17 protein-coding genes are annotated in these 22244 nt (G+C 66.8%); 4 read left to right on the top strand and 13 right to left on the bottom strand.

The annotated features are described in order from the left end of the window. Positions 1-42 precede the first annotated feature (42 nt). The 6 genes from V7787_RS29710 to V7787_RS29685 form a co-directional block, all read right to left on the bottom strand. Positions 43-1908 carry a DUF885 domain-containing protein gene (locus V7787_RS29710; RefSeq protein ID WP_336090911.1) on the bottom strand — a complete coding sequence of 622 codons (1866 nt, stop codon included), beginning with the start codon at positions 1906-1908 and terminating at the stop codon, positions 43-45. Positions 1909-2057: 149 nt separating this feature from the next. After that, positions 2058-3284 (bottom strand): ABC transporter permease, encoded by a 1227-nt coding sequence (locus tag V7787_RS29705; RefSeq protein WP_336090909.1) that lies wholly within the window; start codon positions 3282-3284, stop codon positions 2058-2060. Positions 3285-3291: 7 nt separating this feature from the next. Next, a complete protein-coding gene (locus V7787_RS29700) occupies positions 3292-4620 on the bottom strand; it encodes an ABC transporter permease (protein ID WP_336090908.1) in 1329 nt (442 codons plus the stop codon). A gap of 9 nt (positions 4621-4629) precedes the next feature. After that, the gene (locus V7787_RS29695; protein ID WP_336090907.1) at positions 4630-5352 is read right to left on the bottom strand and encodes an ABC transporter ATP-binding protein; all 723 of its coding nucleotides are present in this window, start codon (positions 5350-5352) and stop codon (positions 4630-4632) included. A 200-nt stretch (positions 5353-5552) separates the two neighbouring features. Further along, positions 5553-5771, bottom strand: coding sequence for a hypothetical protein (locus V7787_RS29690; RefSeq protein ID WP_336090906.1), 219 nt, complete (start codon positions 5769-5771; stop codon positions 5553-5555). Positions 5772-5773: 2 nt separating this feature from the next. Then, positions 5774-7057: an efflux RND transporter periplasmic adaptor subunit gene (locus V7787_RS29685; protein WP_336090904.1), complete on the bottom strand. Its 1284-nt coding sequence runs from the start codon at positions 7055-7057 to the stop codon at positions 5774-5776. Between the two features lie 186 nt (positions 7058-7243). Here V7787_RS29685 and glmS point away from each other — a divergent pair, with 186 nt between their 5' ends. Then, positions 7244-9076, top strand: coding sequence for a glutamine--fructose-6-phosphate transaminase (isomerizing) (glmS, locus tag V7787_RS29680; RefSeq protein WP_336090902.1), 1833 nt, complete (start codon positions 7244-7246; stop codon positions 9074-9076). A gap of 402 nt (positions 9077-9478) precedes the next feature. Here glmS and V7787_RS29675 read toward each other — a convergent pair whose 3' ends face one another. From V7787_RS29675 to V7787_RS29645, 7 genes are all read right to left on the bottom strand, one after another. Then, a complete protein-coding gene (locus tag V7787_RS29675) occupies positions 9479-10471 on the bottom strand; it encodes a class I SAM-dependent methyltransferase (RefSeq protein ID WP_336090901.1) in 993 nt (330 codons plus the stop codon). A gap of 41 nt (positions 10472-10512) precedes the next feature. Further along, positions 10513-10983, bottom strand: a complete 471-nt coding sequence (locus tag V7787_RS29670; protein WP_336090900.1) for a GNAT family N-acetyltransferase — start codon at positions 10981-10983, stop codon at positions 10513-10515. Positions 10984-11062: 79 nt separating this feature from the next. After that, positions 11063-12262, bottom strand: a complete 1200-nt coding sequence (locus V7787_RS29665) for a hypothetical protein (RefSeq protein WP_336090898.1) — start codon at positions 12260-12262, stop codon at positions 11063-11065. Beyond that, positions 12247-12972, bottom strand: coding sequence for a hypothetical protein (locus tag V7787_RS29660; protein ID WP_336090896.1), 726 nt, complete (start codon positions 12970-12972; stop codon positions 12247-12249). The genes V7787_RS29665 and V7787_RS29660 overlap by 16 nt, the downstream gene beginning before the upstream one ends. A gap of 81 nt (positions 12973-13053) precedes the next feature. Beyond that, positions 13054-13257, bottom strand: coding sequence for a hypothetical protein (locus V7787_RS29655; protein ID WP_336090895.1), 204 nt, complete (start codon positions 13255-13257; stop codon positions 13054-13056). Between the two features lie 222 nt (positions 13258-13479). Then, positions 13480-14334, bottom strand: coding sequence for a TauD/TfdA dioxygenase family protein (locus V7787_RS29650; RefSeq protein ID WP_336090894.1), 855 nt, complete (start codon positions 14332-14334; stop codon positions 13480-13482). Positions 14335-14436: 102 nt separating this feature from the next. Further along, positions 14437-15642 carry an MFS transporter gene (locus tag V7787_RS29645; protein WP_336090892.1) on the bottom strand — a complete coding sequence of 402 codons (1206 nt, stop codon included), beginning with the start codon at positions 15640-15642 and terminating at the stop codon, positions 14437-14439. Positions 15643-15946: 304 nt separating this feature from the next. Here V7787_RS29645 and V7787_RS29640 point away from each other — a divergent pair, with 304 nt between their 5' ends. The 3 genes from V7787_RS29640 (at position 15947) to V7787_RS29630 (ending at position 21834) form a co-directional block, all read left to right on the top strand. Beyond that, positions 15947-18409 carry a penicillin acylase family protein gene (locus V7787_RS29640; protein ID WP_336090891.1) on the top strand — a complete coding sequence of 821 codons (2463 nt, stop codon included), beginning with the start codon at positions 15947-15949 and terminating at the stop codon, positions 18407-18409. Between the two features lie 94 nt (positions 18410-18503). Continuing rightward, a complete protein-coding gene (locus tag V7787_RS29635; protein ID WP_336090890.1) occupies positions 18504-20663 on the top strand; it encodes a TonB-dependent siderophore receptor in 2160 nt (719 codons plus the stop codon). 16 nt (positions 20664-20679) lie between these two features. Next, the gene (locus V7787_RS29630) at positions 20680-21834 is read left to right on the top strand and encodes a PepSY-associated TM helix domain-containing protein (protein ID WP_336090889.1); all 1155 of its coding nucleotides are present in this window, start codon (positions 20680-20682) and stop codon (positions 21832-21834) included. The last annotated feature ends 410 nt before the right edge of the window (positions 21835-22244 follow it).

The raw sequence follows: 22244 nt of genomic DNA, 5'->3' as shown, positions 1-22244 counted from the left end.
GCGCGCGCACGGCAGGCGCGCCGAACCCGTGTCGGCGGACGCTTACCGGCTGCGTGCGCGGTCGGCATCGGCAGCGCCGACCGTGGCGATCCAGGCGTCGATCCGGGTTTCCAGTTCGCGCAGCGGCAGCGCGCCGCCGCCGAGGATCTGATCGTGGAACGCGCGCCGGTCGAAGCGCGCGCCCAGTTTGGACTCGGCGCGCGCGCGCAGTTCGCGGATCTTCAGTTGGCCCATCTTGTAGGCCAGCGCCTGCCCCGGCCAGGCGATGTAGCGATCGGCCTCGGCCTGGATGTTGGGTTCTTCCATGTCGGAGTGATCGCGCATCCACTGCACCATCTGCTCGCGGCTCCAGCGCTTGTGATGCACGCCGGTGTCCAGCACCAGGCGGTTGGCGCGAATGAGTTCCTGCGACAGGCGGCCGAAGTCGCTGTACGGGTCTTGGTAGAAACCGACCTCTTTGCCCAGGTCTTCCGAGTACAGGCCCCAGCCTTCGATGAAGGCGATCTGGCCGAGCAGGGTGCGGAACTTCGGCAGCGCCGGCAGTTCGCGCGCCATCGACAGTTGCAGATGATGGCCGGGCACGCCTTCGTGATACGCCACCGCTTCGATGGTGGTGAGCAGGCGTTTTTCCGGCTCGCCGGTGTTGACCGTGATCAGGCCCGGGCGCTTGCCGTCGGGCGTGCCGGGCATGTACTGCGCGGCCGAGGCTTCCTTCTCGCGCCAGGCTTCCACCGATTGCACCTGCACCTTGGTGCCAGGCAGGGTGCCGAACAGTTCCGGCAGTTTGGTTTCCATCTGCGCCAGGTATTGGCGGTACAACTCCAGCATCTGCTCGCGCGAGGTGGCGTGACGCTTGGGATCGGCGGCGACCGCGGCGCGCATGGCTTTGAGGTCGGCGTAACCCAGGCGCCGGGCGATTTCGCTCTGGGCCTGTTCGATCCGCTTGACCTCGCTCAGGCCGAGTTGGTGGATCTGCTCGGGCGGCATCGAGGAGGTGGTGAACTGTTCGATCGCGTGGCGATACAGTTCATCGCCGCCGGGCAAGGACCACACGCCGTATTCGCTGCGGCCCTGCGGCGCGTATTCCTTGGCGACGAACTCGGCCAGGCGGCGATACGCCGGCCGCACTTGTTGGTCGACAGCTGCCAGAATCTGCTTGCGCAGCCGCTCGCGCTCGGCTTCGGGCACGCTGTCGGGAAAGTTCTTCAGCGAAGCGGCGAACACGCTGTCCTGCGCCGATACCTCGGCGATGGCGTTGCATTGCGCGGCGACCTTTTCCAGCAGGTAGCGCGGCTGCATCAAGCCGTCCTTGGCGCCCTGGCGCGCGGCCTGGGTGACTTGATCGAGGATGCGCGGGATCTCGCCCAGGCGCTTGAGGTAATCGTCGTACTGGCGGGTGTCGTTGAACGGAAACGCCTTGACCAGGATGGTCAGAATCAGATGGGTGCCGTTGAACTGATCCAGCGGCATCTCGTTGGTCTTCAGCGCATAGCCGCGCAGATCGCTTTCCAGCCAGCGGATCATCAGCCGGTGGTTGAGCAAATCCGCTTCCGGAAACCCGCGCGTGTCCACCGCCTTGAACCGCGCCAGCATCGCGCGCGTGGCCTGGTCGTGGCGCTTGGCGCCGGCCAGCGAGAAATCGCTCCAGGCATCGTTGTAGCGGTAGTCGCCGAAGAAGCTGGCCTGCTCGGGCAACTCGCGCATCAGCCCTTGCCACTGTTCGTCGATCAAATCGTTGAAGGCCTGCAGACGCGCGGCGACGTCGGCCGGCAATGCAGGCTGGGCCGCGGTGGCCGCCGGTTCGGCGGCTTGTGCGAGCGGCGACAACAGCGCGCCGAACAATGCGGCGCTGAGCGCGGCGACGCGCAGTACCGAGCGGGTGGGGCGGTGCGTGGACGCAATAGTCATGGCAGGCTCCGAGAGGAAGTGGGCGATCGGGCGGGACGCAAGGCCCCGGTCCCGTCCGGTGCGCGGACGGGACTTGAGTCAATGGATACGGCGAGCGTCGAATCGGTGGCAGTGCGGGCGGCGATGCCGCCGCCCGCTGCGCGTTCGGATCAGGCCGAGCGCGTGGCCAAGGCCGGCGGCACCATCGCCGCGCGCCGGGCCGGGCCGTACACCGCGAACTGGCCGAGCAGCCACAGGCACAGCGCGCCCAGCGGCAGATACAGCGCCGGCAGGCGCGGCAATTCGTAGTACTTCATCAGCGCCAGATTGATCGCGAACGCCAACGCCATGCCGAGCGCGATGCCGATGCCGGTGAGCAGGAAGTTCTCGGTCTGGAAGTAGCGCAGGATCTGCCCGCGGGTGGCGCCGAGCGCGCGGCGCACGCCGATCTGCTTGGTCCGCTGCTGCACCCAGAAGCTGGCCAGGCCGACGATGCCGAGCGCGGTGACGATCAGCAGCGCCACGCACACCGCGCCGAGCAGCCACACCATCGAGCGGTCGGTGCGGTGGAACTTGTCGGCCATCGCTTCGATGGTGTCGTTCTGCTCGCTGAGGATGCGTTGCGGCCCGTTCTTGGACAGCGCTTGCCCGGCGGCCTGCAACACCTGCTGGCGCTGCGCGGGATCGGTCACCCGGATCAGATAGAAACCGCTGTTGTAATCCACCCGGGTCGGGTACAGCGCCGAGTAGTCGGCCGACGCCGGGCCGTCGAACTCGTTCGGCCGCAGCAGGTGCTCGACCACGCCGACCACCCGGATGCCGACGGTGCCGCCGTTGTAGAACACCTGCCCGAGCGGGTCCTTGCCTGGGAAGACTTGCTCGGCCAGCGCCTTGGTGATGATGGCGACCTTGGTGTTGGGTCCGTTGGGCTTGAACCGCTCGTTGGCCGCGACGATTTCGTCCTCGCGGAAGTTGCGCCCGGCGATCAGCTTGGCGCCGACGGTGTCGATGAAGTGGGTGTCGGCATAGAACGTGGTGATGGCGGCGGTGGCGACCTGCTGGCTCGGGTTGGGGCCGATGCCCGAGTTCCAGGCCGAATCGCCGTAGCGCACCTGGTTGGAGATGGCGACCGAGCGCACGCCGGGCAATGCGCGCAACGCGGCCAGATCGGTATGGGTCAGCGCGTCGGCGTCGGCGCGGGTGCTGATGTCGGTGATGCGCACCGACACCAGTTCGTTTTCGACCATGCCGCTGGGACGGTCGAGGCGGGCGATGCGGTTCTGGATCAGGAACAAGGCGTTGCAGATGATCGCGCAGGTCAGCGCGACCTCGAACACGATCAGCGCGGCGGCGGTCTTGTGCCTGCGCAGAGTGGTCAGGATCGGTCGGATGTCCATTCGGGCCTCATTGACTCTTGAGCTGGATGGCGGGCGTGACCTGGCAAGCGCGCCAGGCCGGCAGCAGACCGGCGAGCACGCTGGCGGCGACGGCCAGAACGAAGGTGGTGGCGAGCATGGCCGGGTCGAGCCGGGCCAATGCGGCATAGCTGACCGATTGCTGGCGCACCGCCCACAGGCCGAACTGGGCCAGCAACAAGCCGAGCACGCCGCCGGCCAGGCCGATGGTGCCGGCTTCGATCAGGCATTGGGCGAAGATCGCGCGGCGGGTCGCGCCGAGCGCGCGGCGCACGCCGATCTCGCCGGAGCGGCGCAGGAACTTGGCCAACAGCAGGCCCACGGTGTTGAGCAAGCAGACCGCCAGGAAGCCGAACGCCAGCCACATCTGCAAGCGCACGTCGGCGGGCACCACGCGCTTGTAGTCCAGCCACTGCATCACGCTTTCCAGCTTGGGCTCGGTCGGACGCTCGTAGCTGCCGGAGGCGCGTTGCTGCGCGGCGTAGTTGCTCAAATACTGGCGGTAGGCCGCGACCTTGGCCGGGGTGTTCAACTCGACCCAGTACTGGATCCAGATGCATTTGGCGTTGGAGGAGCGATTGCCTTCCGGCAGCGCCGAGCTGTCGTCCCAGCAGCTGATGCTGCCTTGCGGGCTCATCTTCAGATCGCGCGAAGTACTGAACGGCACGAACAGTTGCTCGGCTTCGCCGAACCCGCGCTCCATGCTCAGATCGTAAAAGCCAGGCTGCGGATGCCAGGTGTCGATCACGCCGATCACCCGCAGTTCCTGGTTGTCGGCCCAGATCGATTTGCCGACGCTGTTGACGCCGCCGAACAGACGCTGATTGAGCTGCTTGCCGATCACCGCCACGCGGGTGCGGCCGGCATCGTCCTTGCTGGTCCACGGGCCGCCGTACTGGAACGGGACCTGGAACATCGGGAAGAAGTCGGCCGAGGTGAAGCGCGAGTTCTGGCGGAACGCCGGCAGGTTGTCGCGGCGCGGTTCGATCGCGACATTGCCCGAGGTCATCATCGCCTGGCGGTCGGCGCGCGCCTCGCGCAGCAGCGCTTCGGCGTCGTAGCGGGCCATGTCGTCGGCGGGCTCGTCGCCGGCCACGTAGCCGACCATCGAGCGCGGTTCCAGCCGCGGATGGAAGATGTTCTGGCTCTGGCCCGGCAGCGGATCGCCGGAGAGCACATAGAACACGGTCAGAGTGGTCATCGCCGCGCCGATGCCGAGCGCGATGGCGATCACCATCAGCGCGGTCAGCACCTTGTTGCGCTTGAAGCTGCGCAAGGCCAGTTGCAGGTAATAGGAGAACAGGCTGTTGCCGGTCATGGGGCGGCCTCAGGCGATGGCGTCGGCGGCGGCGGCCGGCGCGGTGCGGATCAGGCTCGGATCGGCCTTCAGGTCGGTGGCCATGCCGTCGACGATGTGCACGTTGCGCTGCGCGCGCGCGGCCAGCTCGGGATCGTGGGTGACCATGATGATGGTGGTGCCCTGGGCGTTGATCTCTTCCAGCAGTTCCATCACCCCGCGCGCCATCTGCGAATCCAGGTTGCCGGTGGGTTCGTCGGCCAGCAGCAGCTTGGGCGAACCGGCCAGGGCGCGGGCGATCGCCGCACGCTGTTGCTGGCCGCCCGACAGTTCGGTGGGGTAGTGGCGCATGCGCGAACCCAGGCCGACCTGGGACAGCGCTTGTTCGATCCGCTGCTTGCGCTCGGACGCGGCCATGCGCCGGTAGCGCAGCGGCACGTCGCAGTTGTCGAACAGGTTTAGGTCGGGAATCAGGTTGAAGCTTTGGAAGATGAAGCCGATCTTCTGATTGCGCAGGCGCGAGCGGGCGTCGTCGGACAGGCCGCGCACGTCTTCGCCGTCGAGCTTGTACTCGCCGCCGGTGAAGGTTTCCAGCAGGCCGGCGATGTTGAGGAAGGTGGTCTTGCCCGAACCCGACGGCCCGGTCACCGCGACGAACTCGCCGTCGCGTACGTGCAGGTCCAGCGAACGCAGGGCGTGGGTTTCGACGAGTTCGGTGCGGTAGACCTTGGTGACTTGGCGCATGTCGAGCATGGGAGGATTCCTGGCTTGATTCGTTTTTTTGAAAGTGATGTTCGGATCGATCGGGTTGCCGCTCAGCCCCGGCTCGTCATTCCCGCGAAGGCGGGAATCCAGAGACTTCAGAGTACGGTCACGATGAAGCCCTGGATTCCCGCCTTCGCGGGAATGACGAGCTAAAGCAGAAGCGGAAACAGCATTCGGCCGGCCGCCACTCAGCGAACCGCGAACATCGGCAGCGCGCAGGCGGTCAGGTAACGGCCCAGACGCGAGGCGCGGCGCGGGGCGGATTCGGCGTTGGCGCTGCGCGCGTCGCCGGCATCGCGGACCTGATCGAAATCGATCAGCTGATGCAGGCGCAGCGGGACCGCGTCGGCCAGTTGCTGGGCGTTCCACTGCGGGGCGAAGTCGTAGGCGTTGTTGGCTGCGTTCATGATTACTCTCCAGAGATACGGACGGATTGGGCGTTGGCGAACTGATCGCTGCCGGAGACGACGATGCGCTCTCCCGGCTGCAGACCTTCGAGAATTTCCACGTTGCTCAGACTGCTGACGCCGGTGCGGATCGGCCGGCGGGTGGCGACGCCGTCGACGACGACGTAGGCGCTGGTGCCGCCGGACTGTTCCAGGAACGGTCCGCGTTCGACCATCAGGGCGTTGCGGCGGGTGTCGAGCACGATCCGCGCGCTCAGGCGCTGGTTCTGGCGCAGGCCCGGCGGCTGCTTGTCCTTGAAGCGCAGGCGGCTGACCACTTCGCCGGCGACCACTTCCGGCGACACCGCCGAGATCTGCGCGGCGAACGGCTCGCCGGTGCCGCTGGTGATCTGCGCCGGAATGCCGATGGCCAGATCGCGGGCGAAGCTTTCGGGCACCTTGATCTCGACCTCGAACACGCTCAGGTCAACCACGCTCAGCACCGGGTCGTTGATCGCGACATTGGCGCGCTGGGCGACTTGAACCTGACCGACCTGGCCGTCGAACGGCGCGCGCAAGGTCAGCGCGTCGACCTGGCGCTGCGCTTCCACCGCGATCGCGCGCTGGCGATCGGCCAGCAGGCGCTTGTTGCGCGCATCCAGGCTGGCGCTGCGGCCCTGGCGGCCGATGTCGTCGCGGGCGTGGCTCAGGCCGATGTCGGCTTTCTTCAGATCGTCCTGGGCCTTGGCCACGTCGACCTTGGCCACCGCGCCGCCGTCGAAGGCGCGCTGGTAGCGTTCCAGATCGCGTTGCGCGGCGACCCGGTCGATCTGGGCTTGGTCGAGCAGCTTCTGCGCGGTCGAGCGGGCCAGTTCGCCGTCGAGTTCGGCGCGGCTGGCTTCGGCTTCCAGGCTCGCCAGAGTGGCTTGTTCCTGGGCCAGCTTGCTGCGCAGCTCGGGGCTGTCGATCTCGGCCAGCACTTGGCCCTTTTTGACTACGTCGCCGGCAACGACCTTCAGATCGACCGAACCGCCGGCGATGGCGTACAGCACCGGGCTATTGGCGGCGATGACCCGGCCATCGGCGGCGATGTCGCGGACCAGATCGCCGCGCTTGACCTCGGCGATGCGCAGGCGCTCGTTGGAGACCGAGGCGCTGCCGGCCGCCCAGCTCGACAGCAACCAGGCGCCGCCGCCCAGGGCCAGCGCGCCGGCGCTGGCGGCGATCAGCCAGTGGCGACGACGACGGCCCTGCACGCGGGTGTCGGCGACGCGGTGGTCTTGGGCGGAGGTGTCGCGGATCGTCATCGGGGCGAGCTCGGCAAAGGGTCTTTGCCCTTAACCCAAGCACAACCCGTGCCAACTTTAAGTTATTGAATTTAAAGGGCGGACAAGCGTGTCCGGGTGTCCGTCCGGACGGACACCGCGTCCGCCCGGACGCCGGCTTCATGGCCTGCGGATAGAATGGCGGCACTTACACGGAGTCTCCTGCGCATGTGCGGAATTGTTGGCGCGATCGCCGATCGCGATGTGGTGTCGGTCCTGATCGATGGACTCAAGCGGCTGGAATACCGCGGCTACGACTCGGCGGGCATCGCCGTGTTCGACGGCGCGCAACTGCGCCGGGTGCGGCGCACCGGCCGGGTCAGCGAAATGGAGAACGCGGCGCAGGCCGAAGGCTTCCAGGCGCAGATCGGCATCGGCCACACCCGCTGGGCCACCCACGGCGGCGTCACCGAAGCCAATGCCCACCCGCACATCAGCTTCGGCGAGTTGGCGGTGGTCCATAACGGCATCATCGAAAACCACGAAGAGCAGCGCGAGCGCCTGCGCGCGGCCGGTTACGCGTTCGAATCGCAGACCGACACCGAAGTGATCGCGCATCTGGTCCACTTCCATCAGAAGCAGGGCCTGGATCTGCTGGCGGCGGTGCAGGCGGCGGTGCGCGAGCTTACCGGCGCGTATGCGATCGCGGTGGTCAGCAAGCACGAGCCGGGCCGTTTGATCGCCGCGCGCATGGGCTGCCCGCTGCTGGTCGGCCTGGGCGAGGGCGAGAACTTCGTCGCCAGCGACGTGTCGGCGATTCTGCAAGCCACGCGCCGGGTGATCTTCCTGGAAGAAGGCGACACCGCCGAAATCACCCGCGCGCAAGTGAAGGTGTTCGACGCGCAGGGCGCGGCGATCGAGCGCGACGTGCACGTGTCGGACGTGTCGCTGGCCTCGCTGGAACTCGGCCCGTACCGGCACTTCATGCAGAAGGAAATCCACGAGCAGCCGCGTGCGATCGCCGACACCATCGAAGCGGTGATCGACAACGGCGCGTTCACCGCCGAGTTGTTCGGCGATGCCGCCGCGGACGTGTTCGCCGATGTCGAGGGCGTGCAGATCCTGGCTTGCGGCACCAGCTACTACGCCGGTCTGACCGCGCGTTACTGGATCGAAGCCATCGCCGGTTTGCCGTGCCAGGTCGAGATCGCCAGCGAATACCGCTACCGCGCCGCGGTGGCGAATCCGAAGCAACTGATCGTGACCATTTCGCAGTCCGGCGAAACCCTGGACACGATGGAAGCGCTGAAGTACGCCAAGTCGCTGGGCCACGACAAGACCTTGTCGATCTGCAACGTGCCCGAGAGCGCGATCCCGCGCGCGAGCAAGCTGGCGTACTACACCCGCGCCGGCGCCGAGATCGGTGTGGCCTCGACCAAGGCTTTCACCACCCAGTTGGTGGCCTTGTTCACCCTCACCGCGACTCTCGCCAAGCTGCAAGGCAAGCTGTCGGCCGAGCAGGAAGCCGAATACATCGACGCGCTGCGCCACTTGCCCGGCAGCGTCCAGCACGCGCTGAACCTGGAGCCGCAGGTGACCGCGTGGGCCGAGCGTTTCGCGCCCAAGCACCATGCCTTGTTCCTGGGCCGCGGCGTGCATTACCCGATCGCGCTGGAAGGCGCGCTCAAGCTCAAGGAAATCTCCTACATCCACGCCGAAGCGTATCCGGCCGGCGAGCTCAAGCACGGTCCGCTGGCGCTGGTGGACGCGGACATGCCGGTGGTGGTGATCGCGCCGAACGACAAGCTGCTGGAGAAGGTCAAGTCGAACATCCAGGAAGTGCGCGCGCGCGGCGGCGAGATGTTCGTGTTCGCCGACCTGGACAGCCACTTCGGCGAATCCGAAGCGGTGCACGTGATCCGCACCCCGCGCCACGTCGGCGTGCTGTCGCCGGTGGTGCATGCGATTCCGGTGCAACTGCTGGCGTATCACGCGGCGTTGGCGCGCGGCACCGATGTCGATAAGCCGCGTAATCTGGCTAAGGCTGTTACCGTGGAGTAACCCGGCGGCGCTACGCCTCAGCGGCGTGCGACGTTACGGTTAGCGCAAAGAAAACGGGCCCCGGCGAAAGCCGGGGCCCGTTTTCTTTGCGCAACCGTAACGACCGTTGCGCGGCCTACCAACCGTCGCGCAACTCACCTACCGTCATTCCGGCGAAAGCCGGAACCCATTTTGACTCGGCTCTTCCCAGCCACACCAAAACTTTCCTGCCGTCATTCCGGCGGAAGCCGGAATCCATTTTGACTTGGCTCTTTCCAGCCAGACCAAAGCGACTTTGCGCCAGGCGACGGGGCAGTGGAGCAAAATCAAAATGGATTCCGGCTTTCGCCGGAATGACGGTAGGAGAGTTACGGGAGGCGGTGGGGTAGTTACGTGCTTGTGTTGGGCAGCTAAGCGTTTCCGTCAGCGGCTCTTGGTAGCCTCAACGAACAACGAATAATGCCGCCCCTGTCGATCGCGCGCCCGCGCGTTGTAACTGAAATCGTCGACCAACAACTCCGCCCGCTCGCTGGCCTGAAAATCCGACTCCACCACCGTGTCGAACCCAGCGTCCAGCAACAACCCGCGCAAGGTCTCGAAGTCGTAGCCGAACTTGTGGTTGTAGCTCAGCACCTGTTGGTTGGCGCCGCAGAACAGCAGGATGTAGTCCAGGTTGGCCACGCCGTCGCGGGTGAACCCGTCCTTGAGCCGATAGAACTCCTGCCGCGCTTCGAAAAACTCGCGGTCGCCGGCCGCGTACGCGGCCAGCAGTTTCTTGACGTCGGGCACCACCAGCCGCAAGGTCCCGCCGGCGGCCAGCACGCGATGGATCTCGCGCACGAACACCGCGGCCTGGTCGTGATAGCGCAAGTGTTCGAGCAAATGCGCGGAGTAGGCGAAGTCGGCGCAGCCGTCGGGCAGCGGCAAGCCCCAGTTGACGTTGAGCATCAGGTCGCCGCCGCCGGCATCGATGTTGAGCCAGTCCTGGACCAAGTGATGCGATGAGCCGAAATGAATCTTCAAGCCGCGAGTGCCCGCGTCGATGCCGAGCGCCCGGGTCTGGCGTTGCACGAACGATTCGCGCGCGTCCTTGAGGATCCGATACGCCTGCCACAGTTCGCGCTCGGCACGGATCAGCTTGTCGCGGGCTTCGGCCACGTCGAGCTTCTTGCCCGGATCGGCCAGGGCGCCGCGGCTGGTGGTTTCGGAGAACTGCTCGAACACCGACAGGTGATCGAACACGCCGTCGGTCAGGCGCACAATGTTCTGCAGCAGCGCTTCATTGCTCGCGTCCGGCTGGATCGTCGGCTCATTGCGGACGAAACGTGCGCGGTCGGCCGGATCGAACATGTTCCAGGGGCGCGGCGTGGCCGGGCCGGATGGGTTCGGCGGGGACGTCGAGGTGGATTCGGTCATCGTGGGGATTCCTTAAAACGAAAGCGACGCACGTCGGCCGCTCAACGCAATGCCTTGCGGAAATTCAGCCGCGCCACTTCATAGCCCAGCTGTTCGTTGAGCGCGATCATGTTCGGGTTGTCGACGCGGACGTTGCTGTCCATGAACTCCGAGCCCATCTCCCGCGCCCAGTCTTCGCTGAGCTGCTTGAGCCGCCGGGCGATGCCGCGGCCGCGATGGTCCGGATGCACCCACAGCCCTTGCACGTGGCAGGCGGGGCGCTTGTCGATGCTCATCCGGTCCAGGCTGATCACCCCGGCCATTTCGCCGTCGACGAACGCGGCCAGGCAGTGGTACTTGCGGTCCGCGCGGCTGAGGTTGGCGATCAGCGCTTCGGTCTTGGCGCGCCGTTCGTCTTCCGAATCGGCGATGTAGGCGGCGGACGAATCCCGCCAGGAATACTCCCAGAACAGGTTGAAGGCATACGCTTCCTGATAACTGCCGGGATCGATGCTTCGGTAAACGATGTCCATGCCGTGGCTTGCCTGTGCGGGTCGGCGGCCGTCGCGCCGCCGGGGTGGAGGTCCTGTCGTCGCGCCCACGCGCGGCGATTCAGCCGCCCGGACGGGCGCCGAACAACTTGCGCAGCTTCAGCCGCACGTCGAGCGGAATCGGCGCAGCGGTCGGGGTGTCGAATTCTTCGTCGTAAGCCAGTTCGCGGAAGTGTTCCTTCGACAGCTTGCTGGCGCCGCGCAGCATGTCCTGGCCGGCGCCGGGGTAGGCGTCGACCATCATCTGGGCGAGGTAATAGAAGTAGGCGCGGCCGTACATCCGGCTGGGGTAACGCGCTTCGTAGTTCTCGCGCGAGTACTTGGGATAGCAGCCGTCGATCACCGCCTTGGGCGTGAGCCACAGCGGGTAGAGGATGTCGACCTTGCCCATCGGCCCGCAGGGTTTGGGGAACGGCACCTTGCCTGCGCACAGGTAATAGAACACGTCCGACAGGCAGTCTTCCAGGTTGCTGCCGATGACGATCCTGCGCGCGCCGCGCTCCAGCGCGACCGCTTCCAGCACCCGTCGGACCCCGTAAACGCCGAGCACTTCCAGATCGTCGCCGGGAAAGGCCTGTTCGAACGCGGTCACCCAATCGCGCTTGGGATCGGTGAAGCCCAGAATCCGCGCGGTTTCTTCGTCCTGGACGAAACGCAACGACAGCCCCTGTTCGGCGCAGATCGCCGACGCGCGGTCGGCGCCTTTGTCCCAATCGGGAATGCCCAGCATCATCACCGGCAGGATGTTCTCGCGCGAGACCAACCCGGACTGCACGATCGCGCCGAGCAAGGCGTTGCTGTCGCCGCCGCCGCTGACGCCGACCACCAAGGGCTCATCGCCCACGCCCGACAACTGCAACGCCTCTTTGACCTGCGCGGCGACCATCGCCTGCGCCTCGGCCGGCCCCAGCATCTCGGTGACGAAACCTTCCGCGCCGCCCGGGCCGCGTTCGCGCAGCCGGATCCAGGTCGAAGCGCCCGCGCGTTCGCGCACCACGTCCTCGCCGCCCAGCAGCGCGTGGTAGTCGATGTTGCGGTTGGGGAACACGATCACTTCGGCGTCGCCGATGTACTCGCCCAGCGGCTGGTAGGGTTTGACGAACAGGTTCAGTTCGCCTTGCGCATTGTTGAAGTAGGTCGAGACCTGAGTGATGGGAATGCCGTACTTGCGGCATACGTCCACGATCGACTCGCTCTCCTCGGCCAGCAGATAGCGGTCGCCGTGCGCGCTGCGGAAGATCAGTTTCATTTGCTTTTGCACGGGACCACCAGCCTCCTTGGCCTGCGTTTCACGATCGAGGGAAGAACGGAAAAGACGTTGCGGATGTACGAATTGATGTTCTGCACGCGCCGCGCCATCGCGATCACTTCTTCGGTTTCCTCCGCCTCGATCAGCGACAGCTTGGCGTCCGGATTTTTGGGCAGGAACATCACGTTCAAGAGCGGCTGGCCGCGCTTGACGATCAGGTCGGTGGATGGATCCCACCACTCGAATACGAAGTTGACCGGCCGGATCCAGTTCTGGATGTTCCAGCGCCCCTGCAGCACCAGGCCCGGCAGCGCGGGCTGGAAATAAGTAGTGGTCAACGGCGAGAGGTATTGCACCTCGACCTCATCGTCGGACAGAAAGTAGTAGTTGAGCATGAGCTGCAGCAGCGGCTTGTCGGCTTCGCGCCACTCGCTCTTGGGATGGACCTTGATCAAGCCGGCCAGTTGCTCGGGCCGGATCGAGGATTGTTCGCCGACCGAAAGCTCGCAGCCGTCCTCGGTCAGCTGGCACTGCAGGTGCAGATCGAACGGGCTGCGCAGCACGAACAGATTGCGCGCGAATTTCTGATACGCGGGGCACTGCAGGAACAGCCCCGAATGTTTCTGTTGCTCGGGTTGCCAGGAATAGCGCACCGGATCGAACCACACCGCGCGCGCTTCCAGCGTCCGCGGTAAGAACCAGCCTACGACGTTGTGTTGCATGCCTTGCTCCCAAACCCATCGGCGCTCACGGACCCGCACACGGACACGGCCGGGCCGACGCGGCCCGGCCGTGCGGGGGACTTAACCGTGACAGGTCGGGCTGCAGGCGTTCAGATACTGCTCGAGCCGATGCTCCGACACTTTCACGCCGTCCGCGCGCAAGCCGGTGAGGGCGGTGGTCTGCGGCGCCGCGCTGGCGACGACCGTCGACTGGACCTGCGAGCGGAACGCAAGCACGTCGGCGTGTTCGGCCGATTTGTGCTGGGTGTTGTTCAACAGCTTCATCTCATTCTCCTTAACGCAATCTACTGTTGTGGTGGGTTGACGCAAACGCGGGACGGCGAGCGAAACCTGGGTGGCGCCGCCGGCCCGTTTGATTCACTAGCATCCGTGTTCCGAGTTGGCAAGAAACTTCGGCGGGATGTGAGTGAATTTTCGATTTTCGTAACATTCGCCGACAAGCCGATGCGGCGAGCGATGATGAACAGGCGGCCGCTCCGATCCGGCTCAATCGTCCGCCGCTTCGCACTCGATCGCGGCGAAGTTTCCGCAGGTCGCCGAGCGGTGCATGGCACGCAAGCCGTGACGCTCGAAATCGACCACGTCGTCGCGGTTATGCAACAAGGCGCAGTTTTCCCACAGCACCACGTCGAGCTCGCGCCAGCGATGGCGATACACCCACCGCTCGCGCACCTGATAGTCGTGCACGATGCGCAGCAATTCCTCGCTGTCCTGGCGCGACAGCCCGCGGATCCGTTGCGCGCCGGGCGAACAGAACAAGAACTCGCGCCCGGTCACCGGATGCGCGCGCACCATCGGTTGCGCCAGCCCGCGTCCGGGCGGCACTTCGGAGAACGCGATCGGCGGCAGATACCAGTACAGATCGCGCAAGCGGCGGCGCAGATCCGCCGGCATCGCCTCATAGGCCAAATATTGACTGGCGAACAAGGTCGCGCCCACCTCCGGCGGGCAGGCGATGCAATGCAGCAGAGTGGCGCCGTGCGGAACCCGGGCGTAGGCCAGCCCGTCGGAATGCCAGGCCACGCCGTACTCGGTGGTCGGCGAACCGGGGCGGTTGCTCAGGTACAGAATATTCGGATGGCCCGGGACCTGATGCGACGCGGGTCGCCGCGCGATGCCGGGTTCGTCCTCGCCGAAGCAGCGGGCGAAACGGGTTTGTTCGGCCGGAGGCAGGCTTTGCCCGCGCACGATCAGAATCTGATGTTCGGCCAATGCCCGCCGCAGTTGCGCCGCGACCGGCTCGCCGATCGGCTGGCGCAGATCGAGCCCGGACACTTGTGCGCCGAACCGCTCCAGCGGGGCGAGCTCGAAGCCAGTCTGTGGCGATTGCACTCGGCTCATGATCCTCGGGCTGGAAGCAGTGATCGGCGCGGCGAGCGGTACTAATACTGCAAAGGCATTGCCGCGACAACCGCGCCGGGGCGAGGGCGCATGCGCGGCCGATCAGGCGCGCGCGTGGGCGGCGCGGGCGGCGTCGGCGGCCTTGCGCATCAGCGCCGGCGCCAGCAAGGCCAGCAGCGCCACGGGTATCAGCGGCGGCACCGGAAACGCGAGGAAGGCCAGGGCGGGCACGCCCAGGCCGATCAGGAACGAGCCGGCCCGGGTCACCGTGTCGCCGGCCACGATCACCGGCGCCATGCTCCGGCCCGGGGTGACCGCCGCGCCGATGACGATGCCGCACAGGCGGAAGAAATACAGGCCCACGCCGAACAGCACGCTGGCCGCCAACAGGCCGCGCGCGTCGCCGGCCACGGCCGCGACGATCACCGCGGCCGCGCCCAGCAGCGAGGAGATCCACGGGAACCGGCCGACCCAATGCGGCCGGTGTTTGAGCGCGATGCCGCCCAACACACTGGCCACGATCATGCTCGCGGTGCCGGCCATCAGCGCCGTTCCGAGCAGATCGGTCGGCAACCGGCCGCTGCCGGCCACGGCCGCGGCGACCCACAGCGGCAGTGCCACGTTGAAGGTGGTGTAGGCCAGATGGTTGAAGCAGCGGAACAAGGTCAGGCCGCGGATTTCCGGGTGGGTGAGGATCAGGCGATAGCCTTCGAAAAATGCCGGCGCCTGGTCCGGGCCCGGCGCATCTTCGGCGCCGCCGCGGCGCACCGTCATCCACGCCGCGGCGGCCAGCAGATAGCTCGCCGCGTCGATCAGGAAACACCAGCGGTAGCCCAACTGCTGGATCAGCAACACGCCGGCCAACTGCGCCAGCAACACGCCGATCTGCTGCGCGCTTTGGGCGAAGGAAAAGAACCGCGTGCGCTGCGCGGGCGACAGCCGCGCATGCAGAAAACGCATCAGGTTGGGATGCGCCAGCCCGGCGATGAAGGCCTGCACGAACGCCACGCTCAGGCATTCCAGCGCGCTGGGCTGGCCGTCGGCGAACAGGTACAGCGACAGCGCCGCGGCCGCGAGCGGGGCGGCGACGCCGGCATTGAACGCGGTGATCTTCTGCAGCGCCCAGCCCGCCAGCAGGCCGAACACTGCCACGCCGAGCAGATTCAGCGTCACCAGACTCGCGCTGAGCCGGCCGGAGGGATCGAGTTCGAACAGCCGCGCGGCGATCGCCAGATGACTGATCTGGGTGCCGACCAGCGACAGGGTCGCGCCGGCGCTGAGCAGGTACAGGCGGCCGCCGCCGGTCATGCGCGGGGGCTCATGCGCGCGCACTCAACCGCGCGCGCCCGCGTCGATTCGCGTCGGGGCTCGCTCGCTGGCGCGAGCGGGTGTTCGACGGAATTTCGACAGGTTGCGGCGCATGCGATGGCTTACGCTGGTTTGAACGGCCGGCGGGGTCGGAGGCCGGATCGGCCGTCCGCATCGGCGGCTAGGATATCGACCGGCCGAGCCGCGATACAAGCCGCGCCGGCGCGTGGTGTTGGCTGAATCGGGCAATCCTGGCGCGGGACCGCGCGCCGAGCGCAAGCGTCATCGTAAAGGTGGGAAGTTCATGGGTATTCGTGCCGTTGTAGCCGCCGTACTCGTTGCGACTCTGGCGATCGCGCCGGACGCGTCCGCCCAGCGCGTGGCGGAGCCGTCGGCGGCCAAGCCGGAGCGGCCGGCGCAACACCGCACCCAATTGCGCGTGCCCGGCCTGCGCGAGCCGGTGGAGATCCTGCGCGACCGCTGGGGCATCGCCCACATCTACGCCAACAACGAAGACGACCTGTTCTTCGCCCAGGGCTACAACGCCGCGCGCGACCGTTTGTTCCAGTTCGAACTGTGGCGGCTGCAGGCCACCGGCACCACCGCCGAAGCGTTCGGCCGCAAGCAGCTCAAGCGCGACATCGGCACCCGGTTGCATCGGTTCCGCGGCGACATGAAGCGCGAGCTGGCGTTCTATCACCCGCGCGGCGAGCGCATCGTCGAAGCCTTCGTGCGCGGCGTCAACGCCTATGTAGCGCAGACCGAACGCGATCCGTCGCTGTTGCCGCTGGAGTTCGGCTTGCTGGGGATCAAACCCGGGCGATGGACCGCGGAGGTGGTGGTATCGCGCCATCAGGGCCTGCTGGCCAATGTCGTGCAGGAAGTCGAACTGGCGCGCGCGGTCGCCGCGCTGGGCGCGCAGCGGGTGCGCACGCTGGGATTCTTCCAGGGCGGCGAACCGGTGTTGCAGCCCGATCCGGCGCTGGATCTGGCGGCGATTCCCGAGGACGTGCTGGATCTGTACAAGGCCTTCCGCGATCCGCTCGACTTCACGCCCGCGCAGATCGCGCCGGCCCATCGCGCGGCCTCCGCGGCGATCGCGGCCGCGCCGCCCGCCGCGGAAATTCCCAACCCGCTCGATATCGGCAGCAACAACTGGGTGATCCACGGCTCGCGCACCCAGAGCACGTTCCCGCTCCTGGCCAACGACCCGCACCGCGCGCAGAGCGCGCCGTCGCTGCGGTACTGGGTGCATCTGGTCGCGCCGGGCTGGAACGTGATCGGCGCCGGCGAACCGGTGCTGCCGGGGGTGTCGATCGGCCATAACGAATACGGCGCGTGGGGCCTGACGATCTTCGGCAACGACAGCGAGGATCTCTACGTCTACCGCACCGATCCGGACAACCCCAACCGCTACCGTTATCGCGACGGCTGGGAAACCATGCGCGTGGTCAAGGACAGCATCGCGGTCAAGGGCGAGGCGCCGGTGGCGGTGGAATACAAATACACCCGCCACGGGCCGGTGTTGTTCGAAGACAAGGCGCGGCATACCGCCTACGCCTTGCGTGCGGCGTGGATGGAGCCGGGCAGCGCGCCGTATCTGGCCAGTTTGCGCATGGATCAGGCGCGCACCTGGGAGGAATTCCGTCAGGCCTGTTCGTTCAATCGGATTCCCGCCGAGAACATGGTCTGGGCCGACCGCAAGGGCAACATCGGTTATCAAGCCGCCGGAGTGCAGCCGCGTCGGCGCAACTGGAGCGGGTTGCTGCCGGTGCCGGGCGACGGCCGTTACGAGTGGGACGGCGAGCACCCGATTCTGGATCTGCCCAGCGCGCACAATCCCGCCTCGGGCTATCTGGTCACGGCCAATCACTATCTGATGCCCAACGACTACCGCTGGCCGGAAGCGATGCACTACACCTGGGCCGACCCGTATCGCGCCGCGCGCATCACCGAGTTGCTGGGTTCGGGCCGGCAGTACAGCGTGGCCGAAGTGGCGCGGTTGCAGAACGACGACCTGTCGATACCCGCGCGCAGTCTGGTGCCGCTGTTGCGCGGCGTGCCGTTGGCCGACGCGCGCGCGGCCAAGGCGCGCGACGCCTTGCTCGCCTGGGACTATGTGCTCGACCGCGATTCGGTCGCCGCCGGCATCTACGCGATGTGGCAGCGGCGCCTGATCGTCAACGTCCGCAAGGCGATGCTGCCGGAGCAGGTGACGCTGTACATCTCGATGAAACGCACCATCGATTGGCTGCTCGCGCCCGGCGGCGAATTCGGCGCCGATCCGACCCAGGGCCGCGACGACTTGCTCGCGCGCAGCCTGCAGGAAGCCGTCGCCGAACTCACGGCCAAGCTCGGTCCCGACATGAGCGGCTGGCGTTACGGCCAGAACGATTACCACCACGCGCTGATCCGCCATCCGCTCGCCAATGCGGTGGACGCGGCCACCCGCGCCAAGCTCAACGTCGGTCCGGTGCCTCGCGGCGGCGACAGCTACACGGTCAGCGCGACCGGCGGCGACGATAACCAACTCTCCGGCGGATCGTTTAAGCTCATCGCCGACACCGAAGACTGGGACAACTCGATCGGGCAGAACACGCCCGGACAATCGGGCGATCCGGACAGCCGCCATTACCGCGATCTGTTCACGATGTGGGCGCAGGGCAAGTATTTTCCGGTCGCCTACTCGCGGGCCAAGGTGGAAGGCGTGGCCGCGGAGATCATCCACCTGACGCCGGGCGAGGGCGGCGACGACCCGGCCCGATAAGCGTGCCGGGCGGCCGCCGTTCGGCGGCGTTTCGTTGCAAACGAGAATTATTCTCACATATAGTGCGTGATCCGCATCTCATGCCGTATCCGCCATGTACGTTCGATCCTGCCTCGCCATCGCTTTGGCGGCGGCTCTCGCGCCTGTTCAGGCGCAAACCTCCACGGAGGCGGCCAAGGATCGGCCGGACAACCGGGCCATCGCCAACCCAGGCGTAACCGATCTGGATTCGGTGCAAGTCATCGGCCGCGCGCAGCGTCTGTATAAAACCGACGAAGCCGCGGTCGGCACCCGCACCGACACACCGCTGGAGCGCGTGCCGCAGGCGGTGCAAGTGCTGCCGCGCGAACTCATCGACGATCAGGCCGCGCGCCAGGTCACCGATCTGTACCGCAGCATCAGCGGCATCAGCTACTTCAGTTACGCCGGGGTGACCCTGCGCGGCTTCCGCCAGGAAAACGTGTTGTACGACGGCCTGCGCGGCGATCCGTACTCCGGTTTCTCGGTGCCGCAGCTGTTCAACATCGAACGCATCGAAGTGCTCAAGGGCCCGGGCGGCGCGCTGTACGGCGGCGGCGATCCGGGCGGGGTGATCAACTACGTCAGCAAGAAGCCCAAGCGTCAGCGCGAGGGCAGCGTCGAGATACAGGCCGGCAACTACGGCTTCCGCGCGGCCTCGGTGGAACTGACCGGCCCGCTGGCCGGCAACGAGCGCCTGCGTTATCGCGTCGGCGCTTACGCCGACGACGAATCGCCGTTCCGCCGCAACACCGACGCGCAAAGCCTGATCGGCGATGTCGCGGTGGCGCTGGATATCGGCGAGACCGGCGAGCTGACCCTGCAATACACCGACGTCACCCAGAACCTCGGCGGCAATCGTTTGCGCGGCGTGCCGGTCGACGACAACGGCGGCTTTCTGACCTCGATCGACTGGAACCACAACGAACCCACCGATTACCTGGACATGCGCGCCAAGGTCGCTTCGGCCAAGTTCACCGCTTCGCCCAGCGACAGCCTGGACATCGACGTGTCCGCGCGCTGGTTCGAAAACAACGAGGCGCAGCGCTATCACGAACCGATGGGCCTGATCGACCGCGACCGCGACGGCGTGGCCGAGTGGATGACCCGGCAGTTCCGCGACCAACTGCGCGACAACCGCGCCGTGGCGGTCAACGCCAATCTGGTCAAACGCTTCGCCTTCGCCGGGCTGGAACACAAGCTGTTGTTCGGCGCCGACGGCTATCGGGTCGACAACGATTTCGCCAGCCGCACCGCCAACGCCGACACCGCGCGCGGGCCGGTGCCGGGCATCGATCTGTTCCGTCCGGTGTATGGCCTGACCTCGGCGGCGAGCTACGGGCTCGACCGCTTGCCGTGGAGCGGCACCAGCGCGCGCGGCCTGCGTTACGGCGCGTATTTGCAGGACGAAATCGCCTTGTCCGAACGCTGGTACGTGCTGGCCGGCGTGCGCTGGGACGGGTTCAAGGACGAAAACCGCCTCACCGGCAGCGATGTCGACGGCGACGATCTGAGCTGGCGCGTCGGTGCGACCTACACCGCGCGTCCAGGATTGAATCTGTACGCAAGCACCGCCAGCGGCTTCCTGCCGCAGAGCACCGGCAACCAGAACGCCAGCGTCGGCGGCCCGTTCGATCCCGAGCGCAGCAAGCAATGGGAACTCGGCGCCAAGTCGACGCTGCTCGACGGCCGCATGAGCTTGAACGCGGCGGTGTACCGCATCGACCGGCGCAACATCCTGCAAGCCGACGGACGCACGGTGAACGGCGTCAATCAGCTCGCGCCGCTCGGCCTGGTGCGCAGCGATGGCATGGAACTGGATTTGCTCGCCGATCTGAGCGAGCGCTGGGTGCTCAACATCGCTTACGCCTACAACGACGCACGCGTGTTGCAGGCCGGGCGTAACGGCATCACCAACTCCACCGGCGGCCGTTTCGCCAACGCGCCGCGCAACAAGCTCGGCGTGTGGACGCGTTACGACATCCCCAAGCTGCGCTCGGCCCTGGGTTTCGGCCTGGACCATGTCGATGAGCGTTGGAGCCTGGACGGGCAACGGGTCAAGCCGTACACCGTATTCGACATGAGTTGGCAGACCCATTGGCGCGACTGGAAATTCCAGGCCAACGTCAAGAACCTGTTCGACAAGGTCTATGCGGCCAGCGGTTTCATCGAGCGCAACGGCCACTTCCCCGGCGAGCCGCGGCGGGTGTATCTGCAGGCGCAGTACAGCTTCTGAGCGACGACAGGTTCCGGTGAACGCACCCCTGCCAGCCGCCAAGGCCAGCCCTCAGCCCACCGCGATCAAACCGGCGGCGGGCAAGGGCGCGGGGCGGCGTGTGTGGTTCGACTTGCACAGTTGGGTCGGGCTCAAGCTCAGCGTGTTCATGAGCTTTGTGCTGTTGACCGGAACCCTGGCGGTGCTGGCGCACGAGATCGACTGGCTGATCCACCCGGAGATGCGCGTGCAACCCGGCGCGCAGCGGGCGAGCTGGGGCGAGATGGTCGATGCGGTGCGCCGCGGGTATCCGACCTGGACCTTCGAGTCGATCCAGCGCCCCGAGGCCGCGCGTTTCGCCGCCCAGGCTTCGATGCGCACGGCGCAAGGCAAGCTGCGGTTCGTCTGGGTCGATCCGTACCGCGGCACGGTCACCGGCGACACCGCGTGGTTCAACGCGCACCGCTTGCTGCGCAACACCCATCGCCATCTGATGATGCCGACCTGGCTCGGCGTGCCGATCGTCGCGGCGTTGGCGGTGCCGCTGCTGATTTCGCTGGTGAGCAGCCTGTACATCTACCGGCATTGGTGGCGCGGGTTCCTGAGTTGGCCGCGGCGCGAGCGGCAGCGCCGGTTCTGGGGCGATCTGCATCGCTTGCTCGGCGTGTGGAGCCTGGCCTTCGTCGCCCTGATCGGGCTGACTGGCGTTTGGTATCTGATCGAATCGCTGGGCGGCGACGCGCCGGTGGCGAAACCGCCGGTGGCCGCGCACAAGGTCGCGGTGCTCGCCGACGGCGCCGCGGTCGATCGCGCCGTGGCGCAGGCGCAAGCGCGTTGGCCGGGCTTCGTGGTCGAAGGCGTGGTGCCCGGCGGCAAGGACGGCACCTTGCTGCTGACCGGACAGGCCGCCGCGGTGCTGGTGCGGCCGCGCGCCAACGCGGTCGCGTTCGATGCCGGGTCCGGACAGTGGCTGGGCGCGCGCGACGCGGTACAGCTCAGCGTGCATCAGCGCATTTCGGAAATGGCCGACCCGCTGCACTTCGGCAACTTCGCCGGGTTCTGGGTCAAATTGGTCTGGTTCGTGTTCGGCGCGATGCTGACCGCGTTGAGTCTGTCGGGCGTGTATCTGTACGGCCTGCGCATCGCCGAGAGCTGGCGCTCGGCCCAGCGCAAGCGGGGGCGTGCGGCATGAGTCCGTGGCGCGCGGCGTGGCTGGGCATGGGCCGTTGGCGCTGGCTGTGGCTGGCGTTGCTGCTGGTGTGGATCGTCCTGATTCCGGCGGAAATGGTGCGCTGAGGTTGGGCCTGGGGCCGAGCGGGCCAGGCTTTGAACGGGCGAACGCGCCCAGCCGCGGCATGCATCGGCGGCGACTCAAAGCAAAAACGTTTCATTCATGAAATGTCCTCGCCGATCTGGCGCGCTCGTTTACTCGGGGGTGATCGGCGCTCAGCGCGCATCGATCCGGCCACAGGACCGCAGACGGCGCGACCGCGCCGCTGCGAGCGCGCGCCGCCGCGCCGAAGACTAAGGAGAGGTACATGCCGCTGGGACGCTTGCTCAACATCAATCAACTTGTCGCCGGTATCCGCCCGGCGCCGGCCG

Source organism: Pseudomonas sp. CGJS7 (genome assembly GCF_036961695.1).
This window is presented reverse-complemented; position numbering and strand designations above follow the sequence as displayed.

What these genes read in the sequence shown, in the direction of transcription:
- V7787_RS29710 (WP_336090911.1), bottom strand. Translation starts at nt 1,908, where the DNA reads ATGACTATTGCGTCCACGCACCGCCCCACCCGCTCGGTACTGCGCGTC.
- V7787_RS29705 (WP_336090909.1), bottom strand. Translation starts at nt 3,284, where the DNA reads ATGGACATCCGACCGATCCTGACCACTCTGCGCAGGCACAAGACCGCC.
- V7787_RS29700 (WP_336090908.1), bottom strand. Translation starts at nt 4,620, where the DNA reads ATGACCGGCAACAGCCTGTTCTCCTATTACCTGCAACTGGCCTTGCGC.
- V7787_RS29695 (WP_336090907.1), bottom strand. Translation starts at nt 5,352, where the DNA reads ATGCTCGACATGCGCCAAGTCACCAAGGTCTACCGCACCGAACTCGTC.
- V7787_RS29690 (WP_336090906.1), bottom strand. Translation starts at nt 5,771, where the DNA reads ATGAACGCAGCCAACAACGCCTACGACTTCGCCCCGCAGTGGAACGCC.
- V7787_RS29685 (WP_336090904.1), bottom strand. Translation starts at nt 7,057, where the DNA reads ATGACGATCCGCGACACCTCCGCCCAAGACCACCGCGTCGCCGACACC.
- glmS (WP_336090902.1), top strand. Translation starts at nt 7,244, where the DNA reads ATGTGCGGAATTGTTGGCGCGATCGCCGATCGCGATGTGGTGTCGGTC.
- V7787_RS29675 (WP_336090901.1), bottom strand. Translation starts at nt 10,471, where the DNA reads ATGACCGAATCCACCTCGACGTCCCCGCCGAACCCATCCGGCCCGGCC.
- V7787_RS29670 (WP_336090900.1), bottom strand. Translation starts at nt 10,983, where the DNA reads ATGGACATCGTTTACCGAAGCATCGATCCCGGCAGTTATCAGGAAGCG.
- V7787_RS29660 (WP_336090896.1), bottom strand. Translation starts at nt 12,972, where the DNA reads ATGCAACACAACGTCGTAGGCTGGTTCTTACCGCGGACGCTGGAAGCG.
- V7787_RS29655 (WP_336090895.1), bottom strand. Translation starts at nt 13,257, where the DNA reads ATGAAGCTGTTGAACAACACCCAGCACAAATCGGCCGAACACGCCGAC.
- V7787_RS29650 (WP_336090894.1), bottom strand. Translation starts at nt 14,334, where the DNA reads ATGAGCCGAGTGCAATCGCCACAGACTGGCTTCGAGCTCGCCCCGCTG.
- V7787_RS29645 (WP_336090892.1), bottom strand. Translation starts at nt 15,642, where the DNA reads ATGACCGGCGGCGGCCGCCTGTACCTGCTCAGCGCCGGCGCGACCCTG.
- V7787_RS29640 (WP_336090891.1), top strand. Translation starts at nt 15,947, where the DNA reads ATGGGTATTCGTGCCGTTGTAGCCGCCGTACTCGTTGCGACTCTGGCG.
- V7787_RS29635 (WP_336090890.1), top strand. Translation starts at nt 18,504, where the DNA reads ATGTACGTTCGATCCTGCCTCGCCATCGCTTTGGCGGCGGCTCTCGCG.